Genomic DNA, 25,305 nt, shown 5'->3' with positions numbered 1-25,305 from the left:
TTATCCCAGAACACCAACCGAAAGGTTCTGATACATGCCCCAGAGTGCGGTGACCAGTATCGCAATCATACCGATGATCTGTGTGTACAGACGGCATCGTAAAAGTGTCTTTGCCACGCGTTCCAGTGTCAGGTCCTGTTGCCGTAATCGACGCGCATGCACGACGTTTATCAGCATCACGATGGTCAACGGAAACAGCAACAGGAACACAGCCTGCGCAAATTCCATCTGATAGTAAAACCCCAGCATGGCAAGGCCCGTGAATATGAACGAGCCGAGCGCCAGAATGATCGCGCCAGACACGTCCATCACATAGAGAATGCGGTTGGAATGGATGCGAACGATATCGAGCAGATCGGTCTCGACCTGCCCCCCGACCCGCCGCGCGCGCACGACCAGATCGTAGGGAACACCCATCACCCAATGGCTTGCGGTTGACCACGTCACGGCCAGCACGATCCAGAACCACAGATTCGAAAAGCTGCGCATGTCGATCAGTTCGAAGATCGAAGAGTACCAGTCCAAACCCAAACCTTTATTCAAACCGCTCAGGGGGTTCTATCGCAGCCGCGCGTCCTTTGGTACCCTTGAGACCTTGGCGGTTTCATGCCACCCAATACGGCAATGTTCAAGGAGAACGCGCCATGAAGCCGACCATCGCCCCTTTTCCCCTCACCCGCTTTCGACGGGCGCGTCAATCGGATGCGATCCGGGGGTTGGTGCGGGAAAACACGCTGACCCCGGATGACCTGATCTGGCCTGTCTTCGTGCGCGACGGCGACGGAATCGAAGAACCCGTACCTTCCATGCCCGGCGTGATGCGGCGATCTGTGGATCTGATCGCCAAGGTGGCAACCGAGGCGCAGGCGCTCGGGATACCAGCAATCTGTATCTTTCCGTACACCGATGCGGCGCTCAAAACCGAGGACTGCGCCGAGGCGTGGAACCCCGACAATCTGTCGAACCGGGCGGTCCGGGCGATCAAGACCGCTGCGCCGGACATCGCGGTCATGACCGATGTCGCGCTGGACCCGTACAACATCAACGGTCATGATGGCTTTGTCGTTGACGGTGAGATCGTCAATGATCAAACCATCGAGGCATTGGTGAAAATGACCCTGGCACAGGCCGATGCAGGCGCGGACATCATCGGCCCGTCGGACATGATGGACGGTCGGATCGGGGAAATGCGACGTGCGCTGGAACAGGCCGGCCATACCAACGTGATGATCCTCAGCTATGCCGCCAAATATGCCAGTGCGTTTTATGGCCCATTCCGCGATGCGGTTGGCGCGTCCGGTGCGTTGACCGGGGACAAGAAGACATACCAGATGGACCCGGCAAATTCGGATGAAGCGCTGCGCCTGATCGAGCGCGATCTGACCGAAGGCGCCGATATGGTCATGATCAAACCCGGCATGCCCTATCTGGACATTTGCCGCCGTGTCAAAGACACATTCGGTGCGCCGACCTACGCCTATCAGGTGTCCGGGGAATACGCGATGGTTCAGGCGGCCGCGCAAAACGGATGGATCGACGGTGAAAAGGTCATGCTCGAAAGCCTGATGGCGTTCAAACGGGCCGGCTGCGACGGCATTCTGACCTACTTTGCCCCGAGGGTTGCGGAAATCCTTCAGAACTAAGATGCCCAAGTATCGCAATTTTTCGCCGATTGAATCGCATGTCCCAACAGCTTTGCCGTGACACGAGGACGCAATCGGCGTATTCTTGCACATAAGATCGGGACCACCCGACCCATCAGGCACAAACACAGAGACATAAAACCATGAGCAGTTCCAATTCTCCCCGACTGAGCCGTCGCGGCTTTGCCTTTGGCATGGCCGGTCTGACCGTGACCGCCGCCTGCGGCAATGGCGTCGGAAATTCCAATGCGGCAACGATCGATGCGCGCGTCGACGCAACCCTGACGGAAATGTACAGCAAGTACCCGAACACCGTTGAAATCGCCAACAAAGCCAATGGTATGCTGGTCATGCCCCTGATCACCGAGGCTGGGTTCGTGTTCGGTGGCGGCTACGGGCGCGGTGCCTTGCAGATACAGGGCGCGACGGTGGATTACTACTCCGCCGTCAAAGGCACAGCAGGTCTTCAGATCGGTGCACAGCAATACGCGCATGTTCTGTTCTTTATGACCGAAGACGCACTGAACGACTTCCGCCGGTCCAGCGGATGGACGGCGGGCGCCGACATCGGCTACGTGGTCAGCGATCAGGCCGAGCAACTGTCGACCGACACCACGACGCTGCGCACCCCGGTTCTGGCCGCTGTCTTTGGGCAGGCGGGCTTGCAGATCGGCGCCACGGTCGAGGGCATCAAATACACACGGATCATTCCGTAATTCCCAAACACCACTCCCCCCTCCAGAGCACCCCGTCGCACACCTATCCCTGCGGCGGGGCAGTCTTTTTCAGCACACCCGGTAGTGGTTCCTGCGCCAATCCTCTTTCAGTTGGTCGCGCCTTCCACTAGGGTTCGCGCAATCTGAAAACTGTACGAGAATGCGGGTCGCTGATGGGTCTTGTTTTTCGCTGGCTGATACGTATTGCCTCGGGGCTGGTCCTGTTGATCCTGGCCGCCGTTGGGCTTGTCTACTTTCTCGCTGGCCAATCCCTGCCCGATTACGATCAAACCCTAAAAGTCAATGGGTTGACCGCCCCGGTTGAGATCGTGCGCGATACAGCGAACGTGCCGCATATCCTGGGCGAAACCGATCCAGACATGTTCTTTGGTCTGGGCTATGCGCACGCACAGGATCGGCTGTGGCAGATGACCGTGCTGCGTCGCACGGCACAGGGGCGGCTTTCCGAAGTGTTCGGCCCGCGCACGGTTCACATCGACAAGCTTTTGCGCCGCCTGGATCTGTACGGTCTGGCCCATCAGTCGGTCTCGGTTCAGGACGACTATACTAAAGCTGCGCTCAGCGCTTATTCGGCTGGGGTGAATGCCCGGCTAGCGGAGATCAACGAAGAGGCTTTGGGCCGGGGCGCGCCGGAGATGTTTCTGTTCAATGCACCCGTATCAACTTGGCAACCGGGTGACAGTCTGGCCGTCATCAAGCTGATGGGGCTGCAATTGTCCGGACATTTGCAAGATGAGGTTCTGCGTGCGCGGACCTCGCTGATGCTGAACGACCCGGCACGACTGGCTGACATCCTGCCGGATGTTCCGGGCCCGGGAATCGCCGCGCTGCCGGAGTACGCGGCCCTGTTTCCGAACCTGCCGCGCTATGCGGCGGGCACCGACCTGCCGGGCACGCCTCTGTCGCCGCTCCCGAAACGTGGCCTGGCGGGCGCGTCAAACGCCTGGACGGCGGCACCGTCGCGCTCCGCCAGTGGTGGAACGCTTCTGGCCAATGATCCGCATCTGGGCTTTACCGCGCCCGGCGTGTGGTATCTGGCGCATCTTGATCTGGTCAAAGGCGGTGTTATCGGTGCCACCATCCCCGGCGTTCCGGCCGTGATGACCGGGCGTAGCGACAGGCTCGGATGGGGGCTGACATCCTCCTATCTGGACGATCAGGATGTTCATATCGAGCAGCTGAATCCGGACAATCCCGAGGAATATCTGACACCTGAGGGTTACAAGGAATTCCGGTCCCGACCGTCGATCATTGAAATCAAAGATGCAGCGCCGATTACACTGACCCTGCGCTGGACCGAAAACGGCCCGGTCCTGCCCGGCAGTCACTATGATCTGGAAACCATCACGCCGCCCGGCCACGTCGCCTCGCTGTCCTGGACCGCGCTGAGTCCGCAGGACACGTCGATGACCGCCTCGTTGGCGTTGATGAATTCGGACACCGTGCGCGAGGCCATCGACGCCGCCGAGAATTACATCGCGCCGTCCCAAAACCTGTCGCTGGTCGACAGAGATACAATCGGCATGAAACTGGTTGGGGCCATGCCCCGGCGTGATATCAACAATCAAAGCAGGGGCCGCATCCCAACGCCCGGCTGGCGGCAGGAAAACCGCTGGCTGGGCCGTCTGCCGTATTCCGACAATCCGGAATTTGTAGCACCTGTCGGCGGCGTCTTGGGCAACACAAACAACAAGATTATCGACCGCCCGTTTCCCAACCACGTCTCGTATGAATGGGGCGACACGCAGCGGGTCCATCGCTGGGAACGACTGATGCAATCGCGCGAAGTGCACACGCGCGACAGCTTTATCGAAGCGCAACTGGACACCGTCAGCTTCACCGCCCGGTCATTGCTACCGCTGATCGGTGCTGATCTGTGGTTCACCGGCGCGTCCGCACCCGAGGGCACGCCCGAGCGCCAGCGCCAGGTTGCCCTGTCCCTGCTGGCAGACTGGAATGGCGAGATGAACGAACATCTGCCGGAACCGCTGATCTATGCCGCGTGGCTGCGCGCGCTGCAAATCCGCCTGATTTCGGACGAGTTGGGTCCCTTGGCCAGCGAGTTCAAACATGTCGAACCTCTGTTCATCGAACGCGTCTATCGCGATATTGAAGGGGCGTCGGTCTGGTGCGACGTGCGTCAGAGCGCGCCAATCGAAACCTGTACCGAGATGGCGCGTCTGGCACTGGATGATGCCATAATCTGGATCAGCGAAAGATATGGCAGCGCGTTGGAATCCCTGCGCTGGGGCGATGCCCATCAGGCCACTCACGACCACCCGGTTCTGGGGTCGGTTCCAGTGCTGCGATACTTCGTCAACATCCGTCAATCGACCAGCGGCGGCGACAACACCCTGTTGCGCGGACGGACATCCGGCGAGGGTCCAGACCCGTTCCAGAACGTACACGGGGCGGGGTATCGCGGCGTGTACGATTTTGCCGACCCCAACAGTTCGGTGTTCATCACCGCCACCGGCCAATCGGGTCACTTCCTGTCACGCTACTACGATGATCAGGCCCAGCTTTGGCGCCGGGGCGAGTACATACCCATGTCGCTGGATATCGATCTGGCGCGGGCCGCCGCTGTTGGTGTGACCAATCTGATCCCGCGATAATCCGCCCATTCGGCAAGTCCCCGCCCTCTTTCCGGGGGCGTCGTGGACGCCGCAGATTGTTTTCGCCTACCATCCTAACCGCTGACTATGTGGGACCAAGGGGGCGAATATGGCCAGTATCCGGGACACTCTGAACAATCTGGCGCGTGATTATGCCATCGCCTGGAGTTCAGGCGATGCGGACGCGGTCGCCGGTTTTTTTGCACCGGACTGTCAGATGACAATCAACCGGGGTGAACCGCTTGAGGGTCAGGCCGCCATCGCTGAAATGGCGCGCGGATTTCATGCGGATTTCCCCGACCTCGAACTGCGCTGCGACATGCTGCGATGGGCAGGACCGCACGCCCTCTTTGTCTGGACGCGGGAAGGGCATCATTCCAAAACCGGCAACCACGTGGTGACACGCGGCTGGGAAGAGTGGGAACTTGCCGCAGACCACAAAGTCCGGTCATCTTCCGGTTGGTTCGACACAGAGGACTATCAACGCCAGATCGACGGGAAATAGCGTTTACATTGCGGCGAACTGGGCCTGCTGTTTGTCCGTCCAATACACGGTGATTTCAAACCCATCTTCGCTTTGCTCTTCGGACCGGACGACATCCTGACGAAACAGCCAGGCCCTTTTGTCGCCATCGCCGAATCCAAGTGTCAGCGTCGTCTCGTGCCGAGTGCCTTGCAGCTTGACGGCGATGGCGTTCAACAACGCGTCGACTCCTTCGCCGGTCACCGCGGATATGGCAAATACCGACGGGTCCCTGTCCGCCCGCAGCAGCATGGCCTCACGATCTTCGGTAGCCAACAGATCGGTCTTGTTCCACACCTCCAACCGGGGGCGATCTTCCTCGACGCCAAGCGACGTCATGATGGTTTCGACGTCCTGCGCCTGTGCCTCGGTCTCTTCGTGGCTGATATCGCGCACATGCACAATCAGATCAGCGCCCAGAACCTCCTCCAACGTGGCGCGGAAGGCTGCGACCAGTTCGGTAGGCAGGTTCGAGATAAACCCAACGGTATCGGACAGGATCACTTCGGGACCTTCCGGTAGCTGGACCTGCCGCATGGTTGGATCCAGCGTGGCAAACAGCATGTCCTTGGCCATGACCTTTGCCCCGGTCAGCCGGTTAAAAAGCGTCGACTTGCCGGCATTCGTGTAGCCCACCAGCGCCACGATAGGATAGGGTACCTTGGCGCGCGCGGCACGGTGCAGTGAGCGGGTCTTGATCACCTTTTGCAACTGGCGGCGCAGGCGAACAAGTTGATCGTCGATGGCGCGGCGGTCCGCCTCGATCTGGGTTTCGCCGGGTCCGCCGACAAATCCCAATCCGCCCCGCTGCCGTTCAAGGTGGGTCCAGGCCCGCACCAAACGCGTTCGCTGATAGCTGAGCGCCGCCATCTCAACCTGCAAGACACCTTCGCGCGTGCGGGCTCGATCCGAGAAAATCTCGAGGATCAACCCGGTTCGATCCAGAATCTTGACCTTCCAGGCCTTTTCCAGATTGCGCTGCTGCACCGGCGTCACCGGACCGTCGATCAGGACCAGTTCGATATCCGCGTCATGGAACCTGTCCCCAAGCTCGTCGATCTTGCCGCTACCGAACAACAGGCCCGGCTGCGCCCGCTGCAGGCGCAAGATCTCTGACCCGATCACATCGAGATCGGGCAATGCGGCGGCCAATGCAACCGCCTCTTCCAGCGCCGGTTCGGGGACACGGCGCTGTTCATCTGATTTGATTTCGGGATGCAGCACCCAGGACCGGGTGCGCGTCCTGTCATGTTCCATCAAGTGGCGTCTTCGCCCTCATACAGGCTGATCGGCTGCGACGGCATGATGGTCGAGATCGCATGCTTGTACACCAACTGCGACTGTCCGTCGCGGCGCAACAAGACGCAAAAATTGTCGAACCAGGTAATCACACCCTGCAGTTTCACGCCGTTGATCAGGAAAATTGTGACCGGAACCTTTGCCTTGCGTACGTTGTTCAGGAAGGCATCCTGAAGATTCTGTCTGTCCGAAGCCATATTTTTATTTACTCGCCGTTGTTCTTGCTACGCGCTGCGGACCAACGCGCTCCCTCCGAGGGAGTATGGAGTGGTGTGAACAGATATTCCAGATGAAAAATCAGGCAGTAACGCACGCAAACCGACGCTGACCTAGTCGCGCCACAGCGACGGCGTGATCAGCGCGATAATTGCCAACGTCTCAAGACGGCCGATGACCATCGCCGCGCACAGGGTCAATTTGGCGCCAGCGGACAGGTCGACCAATCGGATCGGCACATCGGTCGCCAGTTCGATTAGCGGTCCGGTTGTGCTGAGCGCGGCAACGCTGAGGATCATGGCCTGCTCGAATCCGGACCCCATGAGGGCGAGCAACAGATTGAAAACCGCCAGTGTCAAAGCAAACAGCATCAGAAAGATCCAGGCAATGAACGCGCCGTCGCTTTGGATGCGCCGATTGCCGCCGCCCACGCCACTGACCGATGACGGGTGGATCAGCCGGTCGATCTCGCGCGCGCCGTTCAGGTACAGAGCATAGACCCGCAACAGCTTGACCCCTCCGGCCGTCGTCGCCACGCCACCTCCGACCAGCGCCAACCCCATCAGGATCAGCCCCGGCGTCCCGAGCCCGGACAATTGCTGCGCATCGTTCCAGTTGGCACTTTCGAAACCGGCGGTTGTCAGAAAGGCCAAAACCGTGAACAGCATGCCCCAGATCACATGCAACGCCTGCAGCGGTTCCACCTGGCCGCCAATTTCATTTACGCCCGCCAAGACGCGGAAAAACAACAGGGTGGCGACAGCCAGCACTATCAGCAGACCAATGCGAAATTCAGGATCCTTGTCCAGACGGGAGTATCCGGTTGTGGCCGTGTCCGTCGAAAATGTCAGCCGCGACAGGGCAAAAAACAAAAACAGAAACACGATTGCTTCACCCGTCACGCCCGCCTGCGCCCCTTCCAGGCCACCAACCGGCGAAATACCAGACGTCGCCATGACTGACATGGCATGGCAAATCGCGGTCAGGCCGTTCTCGCCCGCGATCAGCAACAGGATGCAAATCACTGCGGTGAGCCCTGCGTAAACCGGCGTCAGCGTGCGGGTTACCCGGATCAGGCGTCCGCGGGGATCGACCTTTTCGCTTTGCGCAACGCCCGAAACCGGTCGTCCCGGCTGCCCCTGCGCGGTGACTTCGAACCCGCCCAATGACAGCGGCGCCAGGATCGCGGCTGCCGAAATCCACATCAGCAATCCACCCATCCAACCGACCAGAGCTCTCCACAGATGCAACGGCGCAGTCAGACGGTCGGGGTTGGGAAACAGGTCGGCGCCGGTGGTGGTCAGAGCGCTGACCATGTCGAAATAGGCGTTCAGAAACGTCGTGTTGCCCAAGGCGTCATGGAACGGGATCGCAAGAAAGATCGGCAGGATGGTGAAACACCCCAACAGCACTGCGAGCTGGCCGAGCGTTCCCCGCCTCGGCACCCGGTTCGATGAGGCCAGCGCAATCGTCGAGGCCAGAAACAGCCCCAGCACACTGGAATAAAAAAATGACCGCGACGTATCGTGATCGTCCAAAACCAAAGCGTAGATCGCCGGCAGCCACATGGACATCGCGACAATACCCCAAATCAGCAGGAACAACGGCAGCCGCTGTAAAAGCCCGACCTTTTGTGTTGTCACCCGCGCCATCAGAAGAAATCGATCGAGACCTGCATCAGGCGTTCCACCTCGGGCACATCCTTGGCCATGGCAAAGATGGCAACACTGTCCTTTTCATCGATCCGCAGACTGCCGGTCGGGCGCAGAACCTCATCGCCCTTGCGCACCGCACCGACCAACACACCTTCGGGGAATTCGATATCACGCAGTTTTTGCCCGGCCATGGGTGAAGTCGACAGGACTTCGGCCTCAATCACCTCGGCTTCGGCATCTCCGATGGAATAGACCTGGCGCACCCGACCATGGCGAATATGGCGCAGGATCGAGCTGACGGTTGTGGCACGCGGGTTGATGTAGGCGTCGATCCCCAGCGGCCCCATCAGCGCCACCATGCTGGGATCGTTGATCAACGCAATGGCCAGCGCGCAGCCTTCGGCCTTGGCGCGGACGGCGGCCAGCAAGTTTGTCTTGTCTTCGTCTGTCACCGCCAGCATCGCATCGGCCCGGTCGATCCCGGCCTCGTTCAGCAAAGCCGCATCCAATCCATCGCCGTTCAATACGATGGTGCGCTCCAACGCTTCGGCCGCAAGTTCGGCGCAGCGGCGATCTCGTTCGACGATCTTGGCCCGCACACGGCTTTCGCGTTCTTCCAAGGTCCGGGCAACCTCAAGCCCGACATTGCCGCCACCAACGATCACCACGCGGTCCTGACGTTTCTGGGTTTTGCCAAAGACTTCCATCGTGCGGTCCACATCTTTGACATTGGTAAAGACGTAGCACTCGTCACCGACAAACAGCTGGTCCTCGGATTCAGGCGCAAACAGGCTGCCCTCGCGCCGGACGCCCACGACTATCGAACTGAGCGTCGAAAACAGGTCCGTCAATTGCCGCAGGGGCGTGTTCACGATGGGGCAGTCTTCGTCGATGCGGATACCCAGCAATTGCGCTTTGCCGTCCATGAACATCTCGGTATCAAAGGCGGCGGGCGCGGACAGACGGCGCATGGCGGCAGCGGCGACCTCGCGTTCGGGGCTGATCACCACATCAATGGGCAGGTGATCACGCCGGTACAGGTCGGAATGGATCGCCTGCAGATAAGACTTCGACCGCAGTCGCGCGATCTTGCGCTGAATGGCAAAAACGGAATGCGCCATCTGGCAGGTGACCATGTTCACCTCATCCGAATGGGTCGCGGCGATGATCATGTCGGCATCCCGGGCCCCTGCCCGCTCCAGAACATCCGGGTAACTCGCAAAGCCCGCAATGCCCTGCACGTCCAGCGTTTCGGTTGCACGGCGCACCAAGTCGGGATTGTTGTCCACCACCGTTACATCATTCAGTTCGCCCGAAAGGTGCCGTGCAATCTGCCAGCCAACCTGACCGGCACCGCAAATGATGACCTTCATGTTTATGGCCCCTCTGCCTGAAATCTTTGAATGACAGATGCCCCGATAGCGGTCAATTGAATTGTCATGCCTAGCGAGCTGGGGCAAGATAAGCACATGAAAACACTGCTTCGCCTGCTTGTTCCCCTGATGGTTCTGTCGTCCTGCGGCCCGCTGTCGCTGTATTATCGCGAAGGGGAAAGCGTATCCAAGATGCAGGCCGAGACAACCCAATGCCAGGTTCAGGCGCTCGAGGACGCACCCGTCGCCAATCAGGTCCGGCAAAGCCCGCCAACCTACTGGCCGGGCCGCACCTATTGTGACAGCAAGGGACGATGCTATCGGAGTGCAGGCTGGTGGCAGCCCGGACAAGTGTACTCCGTCGATGTCAATCAGGGCCTGCGCAACAAGATCGAGGCGCAGTGCATGGCGCAAAAAGGTTATCGACCGGTCAGCCTGCCGCCCTGCAGGCAGAGCGTGAAATCGGGAGTGCGCCTTGCACGCACCACAACCCTGCCACCGCTGGGCACCGAGTCCTGTTTCGTCAGATTCGATGACGGATCGTTCCAGATCATTACGCCCGGCCAGCCCGCTTAAGCTGCGCGGCGCAAAACAGCGCGTCGACGTGCCAGCCAAAAATGCGCGACCATGGCCGCGGCGTAAAATCCGATCACCGCAATCAGCATCCCGCCCTGGGATGTGCGCCACAAAATCGCCAGCAAAACAGGTGTTCCGATCAGGTTGCCGGCATTGCCCATTTGCGCCAGCGCACCATAACCAAGGGCCTGAGCGTTGGCCGTTTCGTTCAACTCGGGAACCGCCGCAAAGCTGCCCCCCTGCACCAAGCCCAGAACCGCAAACAACACCACGCAGATAACGGCCAGTGAAAACCCCAGCAACGCCGCCGCAATCGTCACTATTCCAAGTCCGAACCCAAGCGTGACGACGGCGACGCACGGCATCACAGACAATAGAAACGGTACCGCCAGCAACGACAGGGCGATACCCGCCAGAGGCATCAATCCCGCAATCTGCGCGCTGATGTCGTCCGGCAAACGGCCCGGCAAAATCGCCAGCAACGACACAAATGTCAGGGTGTAAAAGAACCACCCTATGGCCGGAGCAGACACAAATGGCGAGCTATAGGTCCGGACATGCGCCCACGCAAAGGTCTGCAGGTCCCAGTTGGCAACGGTCGCTGGCCCTAAATCCACCCGCAACCGACAGGCGGCGATCAGACCGGCAATCAGCACCATCAGGCATCCATGCAGCGCGAAATAGGCCTGTAGTCCAAACTGCTGCACCAACGGCAAACCGATCCAGGCGTTCAGGGCAAAGGCAACACCGAAAAACGTGCTCCACAACACCATCGCCACATCGCGCGCCCGACCCCGCGTGATCTGCGCAATCAATGTTGGAGCCGCGACAACAATCGCGAGATGCGATAACCCTTCCAGCACACGGCTGGTGAGCATTATACCAAATCCGGGAAGCGTGGCCTGAAAAAGCGAGATGGCACCCCCCAGAATCAGACCGGATATCAACAGGCTGGCCGGACCGACCCGACCGGCGATGGCCCCGGACAGCGCACCCAGCAAGGCACCGATCAGGCTGATAATTGACAACAACCAGCCAATTGACCCCGCATTATCGGGGTAAAGCAGCGCAACTTCGGCAAAGGGTACGGCGATCTTGGCGAACTGCGTTGCAGCCCCCAGGCCCGCCGCCCATAGCAATAGGACCTGCAAAAAAACGCGCAAAGATTGTGTCATGGGCCGGTTTTACAGGTACCGCCCGCGCGCGGGAATGCATAAATTATGCGCGGTGTACCCGTGACCCGCTCACCAGCCGAACCGGCGTTCCATCGGACAGATACAGCCGCTCCCAGATGATTTCGCCGGCACTGATCCGAATTCGGTCATGCACGGCTTCTGAGGTCAAAAAGGCCTTTGGGTTGGGCGTGTGCAGATCCCACCACCCTTCTCCGCCGAGTTCAGCCTCGGCCCGGCGGATTTCATCCGTTGCAAACTGCCAGAGCGACACACCCAGCAGAGCCTGCTGGCTGGTCTTCCAGTCGCGCGCCCGGCTGGCGGAATAGGCAAGGCATCTATGGCTGGCCTCTTCGACCAGATGCACACAGTCGGCCGAGTGTTCGATCAGACGTTTCAGGGCGCTGTCATCGGCCCGCACCGGCCCCAATGCCGCAAAGACCGCGTGCTGCAGCGCAGGCTCTGGAACCTGTGCACCGCTCTCCCATCTGGATATCGTTGTCTGATTGACCTCCAGAAGATCCGCTACAGCAGCCTGTTTCAGCCCCATGGACCGGCGCAAACGCTTCACCCGCTTGCCAAAGGCCGGATAGCCTCTGGTTTCAAACGTTGATGCGCCGGAGCTTGCCAATCCCATGGGTGCCAACTCATCCTAAACAGACAGACACAGATGTTCCTCTGTCCACTCTAGGCTGCGCATTGTCATTCGTCGACTGCTGTGCGGCGCGTCACTCTGCCGGTTCCGGCTCGTCCAGTTGAGCCACACGGGCACCCGATTTGTTCGACGTAACGACGCCGAGGGATTTCAACTTGCGGTGCAGCGCGCTGCGCTCCATGCCGACAAAGCTGGCGGTACGGCTGATATTACCACCAAACCGGTTGATCTGCGTCAGCAGGTACTCGCGCTCAAACGCTTCGCGGGCCTCGCGCAATGGCAGGGTCGCCAAAGCGCCGGACAGGACCACACGGCCCGACTCCTCGGCCTTGTCTTCGTCGCTGGGCAGTTCGCGCGCCTCGATCGGTCCGGTTCCGTCGCCCAGAATCAGCACCCGTTCGATCAGGTTTTTCAACTGACGCACATTGCCGGGCCACGTCATCGTCTGCAGCAGGGCAACGGCCTCTTCCGACAGCTCACGAACGGGCAACCCCTGCGTTTCGTTGCACATTTCGATGAAATGCTGTGCCAGAACCGGGATATCCTCGCGCCGGTCTTCCAGCGACGGCACCGCAATCGGCACCACGTTCAGGCGGTGATACAACTCTTCGCGAAACCGCTCAGCGGCGATCTCGTCATCGAGATCGCGGTTGGTTGAGGAGATAACCCGCAGATCAACCCGAACCTTGTCTGTGCCACCGACGCGCTGGAATTGCTGATCGACCAGAACGCGCAAGATCTTTGACTGTGTACCCAGGGGCATATCCGCCACTTCGTCGAAATAGATCACGCCGCCATGCGCTTCTTCCAACAGGCCCGATTCAATGCCCCGCTCCGACGACTCGCGCCCGAACAGAACCTCTTCCATCCGCTCGGGTTCGACCCCGGCACAGTTTACCGTCACAAAAGGCGCGTTGGCCCGGTTGGAATGGGCATGAATATACCGCGCGGCAATCTCTTTGCCGGACCCGGCCGGGCCGCTCAGCATAACGCGACCATTCGATTTGGTGACCTTGTCCAGCTGACCTTGCATCCCGCGGAAGGTGGCCGATTTGCCGATCATATCCGAAGTGTTGACCTCTTTGCGCTTAAGCGATGCGTTCTCGCGTCGCAGGCGTGAGGTTTCCATGGCACGCCGGATCACCACCATTAACTGGTCGATGTTAAAGGGCTTTTCGATAAAGTCATACGCCCCCTGCTTGATCGCGGCCACGGCAATTTCAATGTTACCGTGGCCCGAAATGATCACCACCGGCACATCCGGATTGTCCCGCTTGACTGCCTTCAGGATGTCGATCCCGTCCATGCGGCTGTCCTTGAGCCAGATGTCCAGGATCAGCAACCCCGGGGGTTCGGCGTTAATTGACGACATACACTCGTCCGAGTTGGCCGCCAGCAGGGTTGAATAGCCTTCGTCCTCCAGAATGTCGGACACCAGTTCGCGAATATCGCGTTCGTCATCTACGATCAGAATGTCACTCATCTTTGGCCTGCTTTCAGTTTGTTGGTTTTAATCGCCTGCTTCTGTGGCGCGACAGTCGGGGGGGAATTGGCCCCCGGTAAACGGATCACGGCCATCGCGCCGAAATGGTCCTGTCCGTCAAATACGGGCGCGTCTTCCAAAGTCAGCGCTCCGCCATGTTCTTCGATGATTTTCTTGACGATGGGCAGGCCGAGGCCGGTGCCTTCGTCGCGTGTAGTTACATACGGTTCAAACAGCCGCGCCCGGTCTTCTGGCAGCCCGATACCGTTGTCTGCAATCGTAATGACCGTACCGGCGTCGTCACTGGACACCGCCACCTTGATCTGTGGCGCAAGGTTGTCCGGTGCACCTTTTTCTTTCAGTGTCCCAATGACTTCGCCGGCGTTCTTGATCAAATTGGTCAAGGCCTGATTGAGCATTGTCGCGTCCACATCCACGAGGATCGGCGTATCCGGCAAATCCGCATCTATCTGAACGTCCGGTTGGCCGGCTTGCTGCAACAGGACAGCTTCGCGCACCAGCGTCACCAGATCCTCCTCCTGCCGTTCCGGCTCTGGCATGCGCGCAAATTTTGAGAATTCGTCAACGATACGCCGCAGATCGTTGGTCTGTCTTACGATCACATCGGTCATCGATTCCAGGCTGTCGCAGTCTTCCTCGTCAAGCTTGCGGGAGAATTTGCGCTTGATCCGTTCGGCGCTCAGTTGGATGGGGGTCAGCGGGTTCTTGATTTCATGCGCAATCCGGCGGGCAACATCGCCCCAAGCGGCCATCCGCTGCGCGCTGACCAAATCCGTGACGTCGTCAAAAGCCACAACATACCCTTCCAACCCGCCGTCTTCGCCCCGGCGTGTGGCCATGCGCACCAGCAGGTTTTCCAGCCGCCCCTTGCGGGTCACCTTGATTTCGCCTTGCACAGCCTCTTGCCCACCAAGCTTGAGGCTTTCGAACAAGGGCAGAAACTCGGGCACCGCGATCCCGATCGCCAGATGCTGTTCACTCCGCGACCAGTCCAGCAACCGTTCGGCCGATCGGTTCACAAAGGTCACGCATCCATCCGGGTCGACGCCAACCACGCCGGATGTCACCGAACTCAGAACCGAGTCGAACAGGCGACGGCGAATTTCGACCTGACGGGTATTTTCCAGCAACGTGTCGCGCTGACCTTTCAACTGTCGGGTCATCTGATTGAAATAGCGGCCCAGCATCGCGATTTCATCATCGCTGGCCTCCTCGATGACCTGAACGCTCAGATCACCGGCACCGACCCTTTGCGCCGCCGTCGTCAATCGACCAACCGGGCGCGACAAGCGCTCGGCGAACCACATGCCCAATGACATGGCCGCCAGGATGAGAATCAGTGCAAAACCAAGGTATAAGAGGCCAAAGTTAAACAGGACGCGACCGCGTTCGCTTTCGAGCTGCTGATAGAACTGAGCCGTTTCTTTGGTGTCGTCAAGCAGGGTCAGAAGTTGTCCGTCCACCTCTCGGCTCACGTAGAGATAGCGGTCCAGATACGCCTGCAGCGGGACCAAGGCCCTGAACTCGTTGTTCTGCCAATCGGCGATGATCAGCAGGCCGTTATCGGTGGCCTCGACAATCTGTTCCGAGTTGGGTGCTTGGTAGTTGAACAGGTAGGACCGGTCCCCGCGCGAGCGTATCTCGCCGCTGCCATCGATGACATAAGCTTCGCGAAGACCCCGTTGAATTTGCGCCTGCCCCTGCGCCAGAACCTCTCGTAATTCAGCGTCCGAAATATAGAAGTCCAGCGTGCGCGCATTATCGAGATAACGCGCCAGCACGGCGGCGTCTTGTGTCAGGCCCTGCCTGTGTTCAAGCTCATAGGCTTCCGCAGCCGTGAGCGAAGACCCGACGACCTGTCGGACACGATCCGAAAACCAGCCCTCAAGACCGATATTGACGGTGAGACCCGCAAAAACTGCGACAGTGACCGTCGGAACCAAAGCCAGCAGCGTGAATGCTCCGATCAATCGCAGGTGCAGCCGCGAGCCCGCTGATTTTGCCCGCCGCGCCGCGATCAGGTTGGCCAACTGGCTCAGCACAAGGGCGGCAACGACCAGAACGTAAACAAGGTCAGCAAGCAGAATCAGGCGCAAGGTCGGCGCCGTCGCCCCAAGATCGAACGGACCAATGACGAGATAGGTGGCCAACGCCAGCGCCGGCCCCAGAAGGACCAGCCCCAAGGTGCTAAAATTGCGCAGTTTTCGGGATTTTCGCCACCGATTGATCGATAGGATCAGCCCGCTCTGTGCCCGGGTTGCCACCGTCTGCCCTCATCCTGCTGTGCCGCTCGCGCGGCTTACCGCCATATGTCGTGGTCTCTTCGGACGGAATACCCGAATGCCACGGTTTGTGTGGCGATATTACATCAGTTTGCGTCGGCGTGTCACCTGAATATCGAGATCGGTGATTTTTTTACGAAGCGTATTCCGGTTGATCCCCAGCAGATCGGCACATTTCGCCTGATTTCCACCGGTTGCGTCCAGGGCAATTTCGATCAGGGGTGCTTCGACTTCACGCAGAATGCGCTGATACAGGCCCGGTGGCGGCAACATGTTGCCGTGCAGATCGAAATACCGCCGCAGATGGCGCCCGACCGAGGTCGACAGCTTCTCGCGTTCTCCGTCGCCCAGAACCGGTTCGGCCTCAGGCTGGCTGCCCAGCACCATCTCGACTTCGGTCTTTGATATCTCGTCCGCCCGGCTGGTCAGGCTCAGGCGTCGGATCGCGTTTTCCAGCTGGCGCACATTGCCCGGCCAGGAATACCGCCGCACCAGTTCCACGGCCTCGGGGCTGAGCCAGCGTTTCAGCCCGCTCTCGCGCTCCTCACGGACGAGGAAATGCTCAGCCAGCAACGTGATGTCGTCGACGCGTTCCCGCAGGGCCGGAACCTGTACCGTTGCGCCACATAGACGGTAGTACAGATCCTGACGGATACGTCCGTTTTCCATACCCTCGGTCAAGTCAGACTGGCTGGTCGCCATAAAGCGCGGAACATGGTCGCCGGGTGTATCCATCATCCGCACAATCCGGGCCTGAATCTCGTCGTCGATATCGGCGATTTCATCAAACAGAAGCGTCCCGCCACGCACGCGCGCCATAACGCGGGCCGGTCCCTCGAGATCACGCAGGTCAGCAGCAGTGGCGGTCACAAACGGGAGCGTTCGCCGGTCAGAGAAATCGTGGATGGCACGTGCGATCAGTGACTTGCCGGTGCCGCTTTCACCGGACACCATCACCGACAGATCGGTGTTCATAACCCGCGCGACCAGCCGGTACAGCGCCTGCATGGCCGGGGTGCGTCCGACCAACGGCAACTCGTCCGGGCGATCCCCAGAGGCGTCCACCGGTTCCGGCTGCGACCTTTGTTTCTGATCCAGCGCACGGGCCGTCCGCTTCATCAGGTCCGGCAGGTCGAACGGCTTTGGCAGGTAGTCATAGGCATCCGCCTCGGCCGCCTGGATCGCGGTCATGATCGTGTTCTGGGCCGAAATCACGATCACCGGCAGCCCGGGCCTGTCCTGCGCAATCTTGGGTAGCATCTCAAGCCCGTTTCCGTCCGGCATCACCACATCAGAGATCACCACGTCCCCTTTGCCCTCACCCACCCAGCGCATGAGCGTCGTAAGCGAAGAGGTGGCATGTACCTTGCATCCGGCCCGCGTCAGGGCCTGGGTCAGAACGGTGCGGATCGTGCGGTCATCATCTGCGACCAGGACTGTGCCATCCATCAGGTGCTCTCCTTTTTATCCTCTGTGTCTTCACGGGGTGCGCGGCGCAGCGACAGGCGAAACACCGTGCGCCCCGGAACGGACTCGGCCGAAATCCAGCCGTCATGGTCCGAGATAATCTTGCTCACCAGCGCCAGGCCCAGCCCAGTGCCGTTGTCCTTGCCGGAAACAAACGGATCGAAAATGTCGCTGCGAATCTCATCGGGCAGACCTGGCCCGTCATCGATGATCTCGATCTGCAATGGCAGCGAGTGACCCGACCCGTCACTGCGGCGCAACCGGAACGAATGCTCGAAATAAGTCCGCAATCGGATCGTGCCACCCTTGGGTCCAGCCGCCTCGGAGGCGTTTTTGAGCAGGTTCAGCACCACCTGCAAGAACTGATCGGGATCGCCATAGGCCAAGGGCAGCGAAGGGTCGTAATCTTCGATGATCGCCATATCGGCGCCAAAGCCCAACAAGGCCGACCGGCGCGCCCGATCCAGAACATCGTGGATATTGACCGGTTTGAAATCCGGCTGCGACAGGTTTCCAAATTGCTCGACCTGCTCCAAAAGCTTTACGATCCGGCGGCTCTCGGCCACGATCAGGTCCGTCAGCTCAAGATCCTGCGACGAGACATTCATGCTCAGCAGCTGCGCGGCGCCGGTGATACCGGCCAGCGGATTCTTGATCTCATGCGCCAGCATTTCGGCCATGCCAATCGCGGATTGAGCCGCGGATTTGACCGTGTTGCCACGGGTCATCCGACCCGCCAGTTCACGCGGCGAGATGATCATGATCATCGAACCCGGATGCCCGACCAGGGGCGCAATCTGTAAGGCGCATTGCAGAGGTGCGCGGTTGCCCGATCCAGCGTCCACGTCGTTTACAAACAGGGGCGTGCCTTGCTGGCGCGCGCGCAAAAACGCCTCTTCCAACGGCGCATCGACCGCGATCTGATCCCACACCGGATGGCCAATCACGGATTTGCGCGATGCGTTCAGGAACCCTTCACCCGACGAGTTGACGTCTGCAATGCGATCTTCCGCATCGATAATGAAGGCGGGCACCGGCAGCGAATTCCAGATGCTTTTGTCTGAATTCATGCCGCCGCCTCTGCCGTAGCGCTCAGCGCGTCGCCGATCAGGCGCAAGACGTCTTTGGTGGCGCGCGATGTCAAAACGGCGCGCCGCAATGATGGCGGGGTGTTGGCACCGTCCATGTACCAGCCGAGGTGTTTACGCGCGACGCGCAGCCCCAGATCCTCGCCGTAGAACGCCAGCATTGCCTGATAATGCGCCTGCACCATATCAACCAAACCCGATCCGGTTGGAATGTCGGGCGCCTCCGTCCCGTAGATGTCATGACAGATCTGCGCCAACAGCCATGGCTTGCCCTGAGCCCCACGCCCGACCATGACGCCATGCGCACCCGACGCCTGCAATGCCTGCCGCGCCGCGCGGGTGTCGACGATGTCGCCATTGGCGATCACCGGAATCGACACCGCATCCTTCACCGCCCGGATGGCGCGCCAGTCCGCATGCCCCTTGTAAAACTGACAGCGCGTGCGCCCATGAATGGTAACCATCTGAATGCCCGCATCCTGCGCCCGGCGAGCCACATCCGGGGCATTCAGAAGCGAGTCGTCCCAACCCAGACGCGTTTTCAGCGTGACAGGCACATCGACAGCGGCCACCACAGCCTCGATAAGGGTCAGGGCATGATCTGGGGTTTTGAGCAGCGCCGATCCCGAATAGCCGTTTGTCACTTTTTTGGCCGGGCATCCCATGTTGATATCGATGACGCGCGCGCCGCGATCGGCAACCTGTCGAGCCGCCTCGGCCATCCAGTGCGCCTCGCGCCCGGCCAGTTGGACAGCTGTGTTTTCTACGTCTGCCGACAGTTCTGCCCGCTCGCGCACGCCCGGCTTGGACTGCACCATCTCCTGGCTGGCCACCATCTCGCTGACGACCATCCCGGCGCCAAACCGCAGCACAAGATCGCGGAACGGGCGATCCGTGATTCCGGCCATTGGCGCCAACATCACTGGCGGGTTCAGTTCCTTGTCAGCAAGATGCAGGGTCAACGTGCTTAATCCTTGGGCAGATGCGTGTTTGATACCGAATGCAGCGCATATGAACAACAAATCGGCGCCCCACAAGCCCGCAAAATCATCACTTGCCTATTTTTTAGGCACACTGACACGGGTGATTGCCTCTGCATTCACCGCCCCCTAAACAGGGCCTGAACGCAGGAGAGCACACCCTATGACAACCGCCGCCATCATCGTTGCCGCAGGGCGCGGGCTGCGCGCCGGAGGCGGCACGCCCAAACAATGGCGTACCCTTGCCGGACGGCAGGTGGCGGAGTGGACGATTGACCGGTTCAAGGGACAGGTTGACCTGCTGGTTCTGGTTCTGTCGCCTGAAGACGCGGAGGCGTGGGAGGCGTTCCGCGACACAGATCTGATCCTGGCGCAGGGGGCGCAGGACCGCGCCGGGTCGGTTAAAGCCGGTCTTCAGGCTCTTACCGAACGCGGCGTCGAGAAAGTGCTGATCCACGACGTCGCACGACCCTGCGTCAGCACCCGCCTCATTCAAGATGTTCTGACAGCGCTGAACACGCACAGCGCGGCAGCACCTGGTCTGGCTGTGACAGACGCACTTTGGACCGGGGATGAGTCGGTTGTGACAGGCACCAAAGACCGCGCAGGTCTGTTCGCGGCACAGACCCCGCAGGGCTTTCACTATGACGCCATTGTCTCGGCCCACACAGCACATCCCGGAGGTGCGGCCGATGATGTTGAGGTTGCCCGTGCTGCAGGCCTAGACATCACCATCGTTCCGGGCGATGCGGACAATATCAAAATCACCCGGCCCGAGGATTTTGCCCGGGCGGAACGTGTTATGGGGCTGCATATGGATGTGAGGTTGGGCAACGGGTACGATGTTCACCGGTTTGGCGAGGGCGACCATGTCATTCTGTGCGGCGTCCCGCTTCCGCATGAGCGCGGATTGCAAGGGCACTCGGACGCTGATGTCGGGATGCACGCGGTCACCGATGCGATCTATGGTGCCCTCGCGCAAGGAGACATCGGCCAGCACTTCCCGCCGTCTGATCCGCAGTGGAAAGGTGCGGCCAGCGAGATTTTCCTGCGCCACGCCGCCGGTCTTGCCCGGCACATGGGGTACCGCATCTCGAACGTCGATTGCACGCTGGTCTGTGAGTTTCCCAAAATCGGCCCGCACGCCGATAAGATGCGCGGCGTCCTGTCCGAAATCTTGGGCCTGCGCGTGGACCAGGTCTCGGTCAAGGCAACCACGTCGGAACGGCTGGGCTTTACCGGGCGCGGCGAAGGCATTGCCGCGCTGGCCACGGCCAGTCTGGTGAAATCATGACCGCCGCACAACTGATCGGGACCGTCGGCGGCGTGGGATATCTGCGCCCGGCACCGGGCACGTGGGGCTCGTTGGTGGCCCTGCCGCTGGCCTGGCTCCTGCACGTGCTCGGAGGCTTTCCGCTGCTGGTGGTCGCTACCGCCGCAGTCTTCCTTGGTGGGCTTTGGGCCACCCGCACGATGACAGCCGGGCAAACGGACCACGACCCGTCTGAGATCGTCATTGACGAAGTTGCGGGGCAACTCGTCACGCTCTGGGCGATCTCTTACCCGTCCTGGGCCCATGGAATCGAGATCACCGCACTCTGGCCTGGCTGGATTGCCGGCTTTGTCCTGTTTCGCCTGTTCGATATCACCAAGCCGGGACCGGTGGGTTGGGCGGACCGGCGCAATGATGCCTTGGGTGTCATGCTGGACGACGTGATTGCCGGGGTGATGGCTGGGATTGGCGTGGTGATCCTGGCGGGACTCGCACATGGAGTTCTAGGCCTATGACCGTTTCCGATCTGCTGGATCGCGCGAAAGCGCAGGGTGTGATGATCGCCACAGCCGAAAGCTGTACGGGCGGGATGGTGGCGGCCGCACTGACGGATATACCGGGCAGTTCGGCTGTGGTCGACCGCGGATTCGTCACTTACACGAACGCTGCCAAGCAGGACATGCTGGGGGTTCAGGCCGATACACTCGCGGCGCACGGCGCAGTCTCAGAGGACGTGGCACGGGAAATGGCGGATGGCGCGCTGCTTCACTCTCAGGCGCAACTGGCCGTCTCGATCACCGGAATTGCAGGACCCGGTGGATCAGAGTTCAAACCCGAAGGGCGGGTCTGTTTCGGGCTTGCGGTAGCGGGGCACCCGACACGGACCGAAACCGTTGAGTTCGGCGCCCTTGGCCGGGATAAAGTGCGTCTCGCCGCCCGGGATCACGCGCTGCAGCTGCTGCAAAGCGGGCTGTCTCTTTTGGTTTGAACCGTTTACAGGCGCCGGCCCGCATGGGCGCGGCGGCCTAGTGCCAGGCCTGCATTTCTTTTGTGCGCCTCCCTCTCGACTCCCGCCCAACGGACAGGCTATCAGCCGCTAACCCATTTAGCATCGAGGTCGTGCCATGATCCCCAGTTCTTTTCCCGACAGCACCGAAATCGCCCGTCTGACTGCGCGGATGCTCCTGGAGATCAAGGCGGTTCATTTCAATGCGCGCGACCCGTTCACGCTGTCCAGCGGGTTGCCCAGCCCAACCTATATCGACTGCCGCAAACTGATCTCATACCCGCGCATCCGGTCCACGCTGATGGACTTTATGACCGTCACCGTGATGCGTGATGCGGGGTTCGAAGCCTTTGACAATATCGCAGGTGGGGAAACGGCCGGCATCCCTTTTGCTGCTATGGTGGCGGAACGCATGGCCTTGCCGATGACCTATGTGCGCAAGAAACCCAAGGGATATGGCCGCAACGCCCGTATTGAAGGGGCGATGGGCGAAGGCGACCGGGTGTTACTGGTCGAGGACCTGACGACCGATGGCGGGTCCAAGCTGAGTTTCGTCGATGCGATCCGCGAAACCGGCGCGACCTGTGGGCACACCGCCGTCATTTTCTACTATGGAATTTTCCCCGAGACCGAAAAGACGCTGGGCGATCACGGTATCCAATTGCATCACCTGTGCACCTGGTGGGACGTGCTGGCCGAGGCCAAGGCGCAAAAGGCCTTTGACGCAGAAACCCTTAGCGGCGTCGAAGCCTTCCTGAACAACCCGCGCGACTGGCAGGACGCGCATAAATCCACGTAAACCGTCTGTGGATGGGTGAGGATAAGTCTGGCAGAATCGGGCGTAAACAAACGATATCTAGTGACTTATCCGAAAACTCCTACATAATAAGCTAGGCGCATCCGAAATCCCGAACCATCAGGAAACTTATCCCAAGGCCTTACCCCAAGTTAGCCACAGGTATTTCCAGATGGATTGAACGGGGGGATCGCGTGTAGAACCGCCAAACGGGCAGCGGGGACGAGATGAACGAGATCAGCAGTATCGAACAGGCAGCGGCGCAAATTCAAAACGCGGAGACTATGCCGCATTCCATTGAGGCTGAACAGCAGCTTCTGGGTGCGATTCTGACCAATAATGATCTCTATGACCGGGTCGCGTCGATCATAGGGTCCGAGCATTTTTATGATCCGGTTCACGCCCGCATCTACGAGGTCGCCGCAGCGCGCATTGGCAAGAACGCCTTGGCCTCTCCGGTCACCCTGAAATCCTTTATGGCCGAGGATGAGGGCCTGAAGGAACTGGGCGGCCCGGCTTATCTGGTCAAACTGGCCGGGGCCTCGATCAGCGCCTTTGCGGTGCATGACTATGCTCAGATGATCTATGACCTCGCCATCCGGCGCGAGCTGATCCGTCTGGGCCGGGACATCTCGGACAAGGCCGCGCGCGTTGAGGTGTCCAGCGAGCCCAAGGAACAAATCGTCGAGGCCGAACAGCAGCTCTATCAGTTATCCGAGCAGGGCCAGACCGAACAGGGATTCCAATCCTTCCTCAAGGCGGTCACAGAAGCCGTCAACGTCACCAACGAAGCCTACCAGCGCGGTGGCGGCATGGCGGGAATCTCCACCGGTCTGGCCGATCTCGACAAACAGCTTGGGGGCCTGCATCCGTCCGACCTGATCATTCTGGCGGGGCGCCCTTCGATGGGGAAAACCTCTCTGGCGACCAATGTAGCCTTCAACGTGGCCAAGGCCTACAAGCGCGGCACCAAGCCCGATGGCAGCGAAGGTGCGATCGATGGCGGCGTGGTCGGGTTTTTCTCGCTTGAGATGAGTGCCGAGCAGCTGGCCGGCCGGGTTTTGGCCGAAGCGTCCGAGATTTCGTCGCACAAGATCCGTCAAGGCGACATGACCGAGGCCGAGTTTCGACGTTTTGTCGACGCCGCCAAGGACTTGGAAGCCTGTCCGCTGTTCATCGATGACACCCCCGCCCTGCCGATATCACAGCTGGCCGCGCGCGCGGCGGCTAAAGCGGACACATGGGCTGGACCTGCTGGTCATTGACTATCTACAGCTTTGCCGCGGCATGGCGGAGAACCGCGTCAATGAAATTGCCGAGATTTCAATGGGTTTGAAGGCCATTGCCAAGGAACTCAATATTCCGGTGGTCGCGCTGTCTCAGCTGTCGCGTCAGGTGGAAAACCGCGACGACAAACGCCCACAACTCAGCGACCTGCGGGAGTCAGGTTCGATCGAGCAGGACGCCGACGTGGTAATGTTTGTGTTCCGCGAGGAATACTACAAGGAACGCGAAAAACCCGGCGATCACGAGTTGGAGAAGATGGAAGAGTGGAAGCAGGCGATGGAACACCTTCACGGCAAGGCCGAGGTCATTGTCGGCAAGCAGCGCCACGGCCCCATCGGCACCATCGAACTGTCATTCGAGGCGCAATTCACCCGCTTCGGCAATCTGGTCAAACCCTGGCAGCAGGATGGCCAGATCGAATACTAAGCAAGGCACCCGGTGCGCTGGCCAGACTACCAGAGCTCGGGGCGATTGAGCGCGTCAACGCAGCGGCACGCCCCCAGCAGCGGTGCCTGTTCACTCCCTGACAGAGACTGACCCAGCCACCCGTGCGGATGGCTCAGCCGCACGGGTGCCCGCGCGAAATCTTCCGAAATGGGATGGAACCCGGTTTTGCGGTAGTAATCCGGATCCCCGTAGGTGGTGACAAAGTCGATCCCTGCCTGCCGCAGGGTATTCAGCCCAAAACGGATCAGGTTTTGGCCCACACCCGTTCTTTGCCGCTGGGTCTGCACCGCCACGGGCGACAGGATGAAGACCTGACGGTCATCCCGGTCATAAACCAGCCGGGAAAACAGGATACACCCCAGCAGGTCTGCGTCTTCTCGCGCAGAAAACACATAGAGATCCGCATCGGGTGTCGTGGCCATCAAGTCCTTGGCCAAAGCGCCGACACGCGCGCCTTCTTCCGGGCTTTCGGAGGCCGCAAAGACCTGCGCAAACAAGTCTGCAATCTCCGTCTGACGCCCCTCGCGTCCGACCACGATGTCCATCCCGCTGTTCTCCTGACCTTGCACAGTGACGGTGCTTTGGACGACCCATCAGCCGCCTTGCGCTGAGTTCTGCTCCCAGGCGTTTCAGAGGTTGTGTAGAGAGAGATCAACGAAAAGGCCAGTCGGCCCGCTTTGACGGCCCGGTGAATACAATCGCGGACCGGTG

22 protein-coding genes and 1 pseudogene are annotated in these 25,305 nt (G+C 60.1%); 10 read left to right on the top strand and 13 right to left on the bottom strand.

Going from position 1 to position 25,305, the window contains the following annotated elements; translation table 11 throughout:
• Positions 1-525 carry a component of SufBCD complex gene (locus ACR3ES_RS12865; RefSeq protein ID WP_170434317.1) on the bottom strand — a complete coding sequence of 175 codons (525 nt, stop codon included), beginning with the start codon at positions 523-525 and terminating at the stop codon, positions 1-3.
• A gap of 119 nt (positions 526-644) precedes the next feature.
• Between ACR3ES_RS12865 and hemB the strand changes: the two genes are divergently transcribed.
• The 4 genes from hemB (at position 645) to ACR3ES_RS12845 (ending at position 5,500) form a co-directional block, all read left to right on the top strand.
• The gene (hemB, locus tag ACR3ES_RS12860; protein WP_170434319.1) at positions 645-1,643 is read left to right on the top strand and encodes a porphobilinogen synthase; all 999 of its coding nucleotides are present in this window, start codon (positions 645-647) and stop codon (positions 1,641-1,643) included.
• 143 nt (positions 1,644-1,786) lie between these two features.
• Positions 1,787-2,359: a YSC84-related protein gene (locus ACR3ES_RS12855; RefSeq protein ID WP_170434321.1), complete on the top strand. Its 573-nt coding sequence runs from the start codon at positions 1,787-1,789 to the stop codon at positions 2,357-2,359.
• Positions 2,360-2,532: 173 nt separating this feature from the next.
• The gene (locus tag ACR3ES_RS12850; RefSeq protein WP_480425442.1) at positions 2,533-4,995 is read left to right on the top strand and encodes a penicillin acylase family protein; all 2,463 of its coding nucleotides are present in this window, start codon (positions 2,533-2,535) and stop codon (positions 4,993-4,995) included.
• A 109-nt stretch (positions 4,996-5,104) separates the two neighbouring features.
• A complete protein-coding gene (locus ACR3ES_RS12845) occupies positions 5,105-5,500 on the top strand; it encodes a nuclear transport factor 2 family protein (protein ID WP_170434325.1) in 396 nt (131 codons plus the stop codon).
• 3 nt (positions 5,501-5,503) lie between these two features.
• Here ACR3ES_RS12845 and hflX read toward each other — a convergent pair whose 3' ends face one another.
• The 4 genes from hflX to trkA form a co-directional block, all read right to left on the bottom strand.
• Positions 5,504-6,775 (bottom strand): GTPase HflX, encoded by a 1,272-nt coding sequence (gene hflX / locus ACR3ES_RS12840; RefSeq protein WP_170434327.1) that lies wholly within the window; start codon positions 6,773-6,775, stop codon positions 5,504-5,506.
• A complete protein-coding gene (hfq, locus tag ACR3ES_RS12835; RefSeq protein ID WP_170434329.1) occupies positions 6,775-7,014 on the bottom strand; it encodes an RNA chaperone Hfq in 240 nt (79 codons plus the stop codon). The genes hflX and hfq overlap by 1 nt, the downstream gene beginning before the upstream one ends.
• Positions 7,015-7,146: 132 nt before the next feature.
• Entirely contained in the window at positions 7,147-8,685 is a 1,539-nt protein-coding gene (locus tag ACR3ES_RS12830; protein WP_170434330.1) for a TrkH family potassium uptake protein, read from the bottom strand.
• Positions 8,685-10,061: a Trk system potassium transporter TrkA gene (trkA, locus tag ACR3ES_RS12825; protein WP_170434331.1), complete on the bottom strand. Its 1,377-nt coding sequence runs from the start codon at positions 10,059-10,061 to the stop codon at positions 8,685-8,687. The genes ACR3ES_RS12830 and trkA overlap by 1 nt, the downstream gene beginning before the upstream one ends.
• Before the next feature lie 96 nt (positions 10,062-10,157).
• Between trkA and ACR3ES_RS12820 the strand changes: the two genes are divergently transcribed.
• The gene (locus ACR3ES_RS12820) at positions 10,158-10,637 is read left to right on the top strand and encodes a hypothetical protein (protein ID WP_170434332.1); all 480 of its coding nucleotides are present in this window, start codon (positions 10,158-10,160) and stop codon (positions 10,635-10,637) included.
• Here ACR3ES_RS12820 and ACR3ES_RS12815 read toward each other — a convergent pair.
• From ACR3ES_RS12815 to dusB, 7 genes are all read right to left on the bottom strand, one after another.
• Positions 10,634-11,812 (bottom strand): MFS transporter, encoded by a 1,179-nt coding sequence (locus ACR3ES_RS12815; RefSeq protein WP_170434333.1) that lies wholly within the window; start codon positions 11,810-11,812, stop codon positions 10,634-10,636. The genes ACR3ES_RS12820 and ACR3ES_RS12815 overlap by 4 nt on opposite strands.
• A gap of 43 nt (positions 11,813-11,855) precedes the next feature.
• A complete protein-coding gene (locus ACR3ES_RS12810) occupies positions 11,856-12,446 on the bottom strand; it encodes a helix-turn-helix domain-containing protein (RefSeq protein WP_170434334.1) in 591 nt (196 codons plus the stop codon).
• Between the two features lie 91 nt (positions 12,447-12,537).
• On the bottom strand, positions 12,538-13,947 hold the full coding sequence (gene ntrX / locus ACR3ES_RS12805) for a nitrogen assimilation response regulator NtrX (protein ID WP_170434335.1): 1,410 nt from the start codon (positions 13,945-13,947) through the stop codon (positions 12,538-12,540).
• Positions 13,944-16,232, bottom strand: coding sequence for a sensor histidine kinase NtrY-like (locus tag ACR3ES_RS12800; protein ID WP_480425437.1), 2,289 nt, complete (start codon positions 16,230-16,232; stop codon positions 13,944-13,946). The genes ntrX and ACR3ES_RS12800 overlap by 4 nt, the downstream gene beginning before the upstream one ends.
• A 99-nt stretch (positions 16,233-16,331) precedes the next feature.
• Positions 16,332-17,699, bottom strand: a complete 1,368-nt coding sequence (locus tag ACR3ES_RS12795; RefSeq protein ID WP_170434338.1) for a sigma-54-dependent transcriptional regulator — start codon at positions 17,697-17,699, stop codon at positions 16,332-16,334.
• On the bottom strand, positions 17,699-18,787 hold the full coding sequence (locus ACR3ES_RS12790; RefSeq protein WP_170434340.1) for an ATP-binding protein: 1,089 nt from the start codon (positions 18,785-18,787) through the stop codon (positions 17,699-17,701). Before ACR3ES_RS12790 ends, ACR3ES_RS12795 begins: the two co-directional genes overlap by 1 nt.
• Positions 18,784-19,767 (bottom strand): tRNA dihydrouridine synthase DusB, encoded by a 984-nt coding sequence (gene dusB, locus ACR3ES_RS12785; RefSeq protein ID WP_480425436.1) that lies wholly within the window; start codon positions 19,765-19,767, stop codon positions 18,784-18,786. Before dusB ends, ACR3ES_RS12790 begins: the two co-directional genes overlap by 4 nt.
• 181 nt (positions 19,768-19,948) lie before the next feature.
• On the opposite strand from dusB, the gene ACR3ES_RS12780 reads away from it, so the two are divergent.
• The 5 genes and pseudogenes from ACR3ES_RS12780 (at position 19,949) to ACR3ES_RS12760 (ending at position 24,573) form a co-directional block, all read left to right on the top strand.
• On the top strand, positions 19,949-21,079 hold the full coding sequence (locus tag ACR3ES_RS12780; protein ID WP_170434343.1) for a bifunctional 2-C-methyl-D-erythritol 4-phosphate cytidylyltransferase/2-C-methyl-D-erythritol 2,4-cyclodiphosphate synthase: 1,131 nt from the start codon (positions 19,949-19,951) through the stop codon (positions 21,077-21,079).
• On the top strand, positions 21,076-21,573 hold the full coding sequence (locus tag ACR3ES_RS12775; protein ID WP_170434344.1) for a phosphatidylglycerophosphatase A family protein: 498 nt from the start codon (positions 21,076-21,078) through the stop codon (positions 21,571-21,573). Before ACR3ES_RS12780 ends, ACR3ES_RS12775 begins: the two co-directional genes overlap by 4 nt.
• The gene (locus ACR3ES_RS12770) at positions 21,570-22,046 is read left to right on the top strand and encodes a CinA family protein (protein ID WP_170434345.1); all 477 of its coding nucleotides are present in this window, start codon (positions 21,570-21,572) and stop codon (positions 22,044-22,046) included. The genes ACR3ES_RS12775 and ACR3ES_RS12770 overlap by 4 nt, the downstream gene beginning before the upstream one ends.
• Positions 22,047-22,182: 136 nt before the next feature.
• Complete coding sequence (locus ACR3ES_RS12765; protein ID WP_170434346.1) at positions 22,183-22,863, top strand: orotate phosphoribosyltransferase; 681 nt, start codon at positions 22,183-22,185, stop codon at positions 22,861-22,863.
• Between the two features lie 224 nt (positions 22,864-23,087).
• A pseudogene (locus tag ACR3ES_RS12760) lies at positions 23,088-24,573 on the top strand (replicative DNA helicase).
• Positions 24,574-24,599: 26 nt separating this feature from the next.
• Here the strand turns inward: ACR3ES_RS12760 and ACR3ES_RS12755 are convergent.
• Positions 24,600-25,139: a GNAT family N-acetyltransferase gene (locus ACR3ES_RS12755; RefSeq protein WP_170434348.1), complete on the bottom strand. Its 540-nt coding sequence runs from the start codon at positions 25,137-25,139 to the stop codon at positions 24,600-24,602.
• Positions 25,140-25,305 lie beyond the last annotated feature (166 nt).

Source organism: Ruegeria sp. B1, from assembly GCF_056535885.1.
The sequence above is the reverse complement of the archived record's forward strand: the minus strand, read 5'-3'. Positions and strand labels throughout refer to the sequence as shown.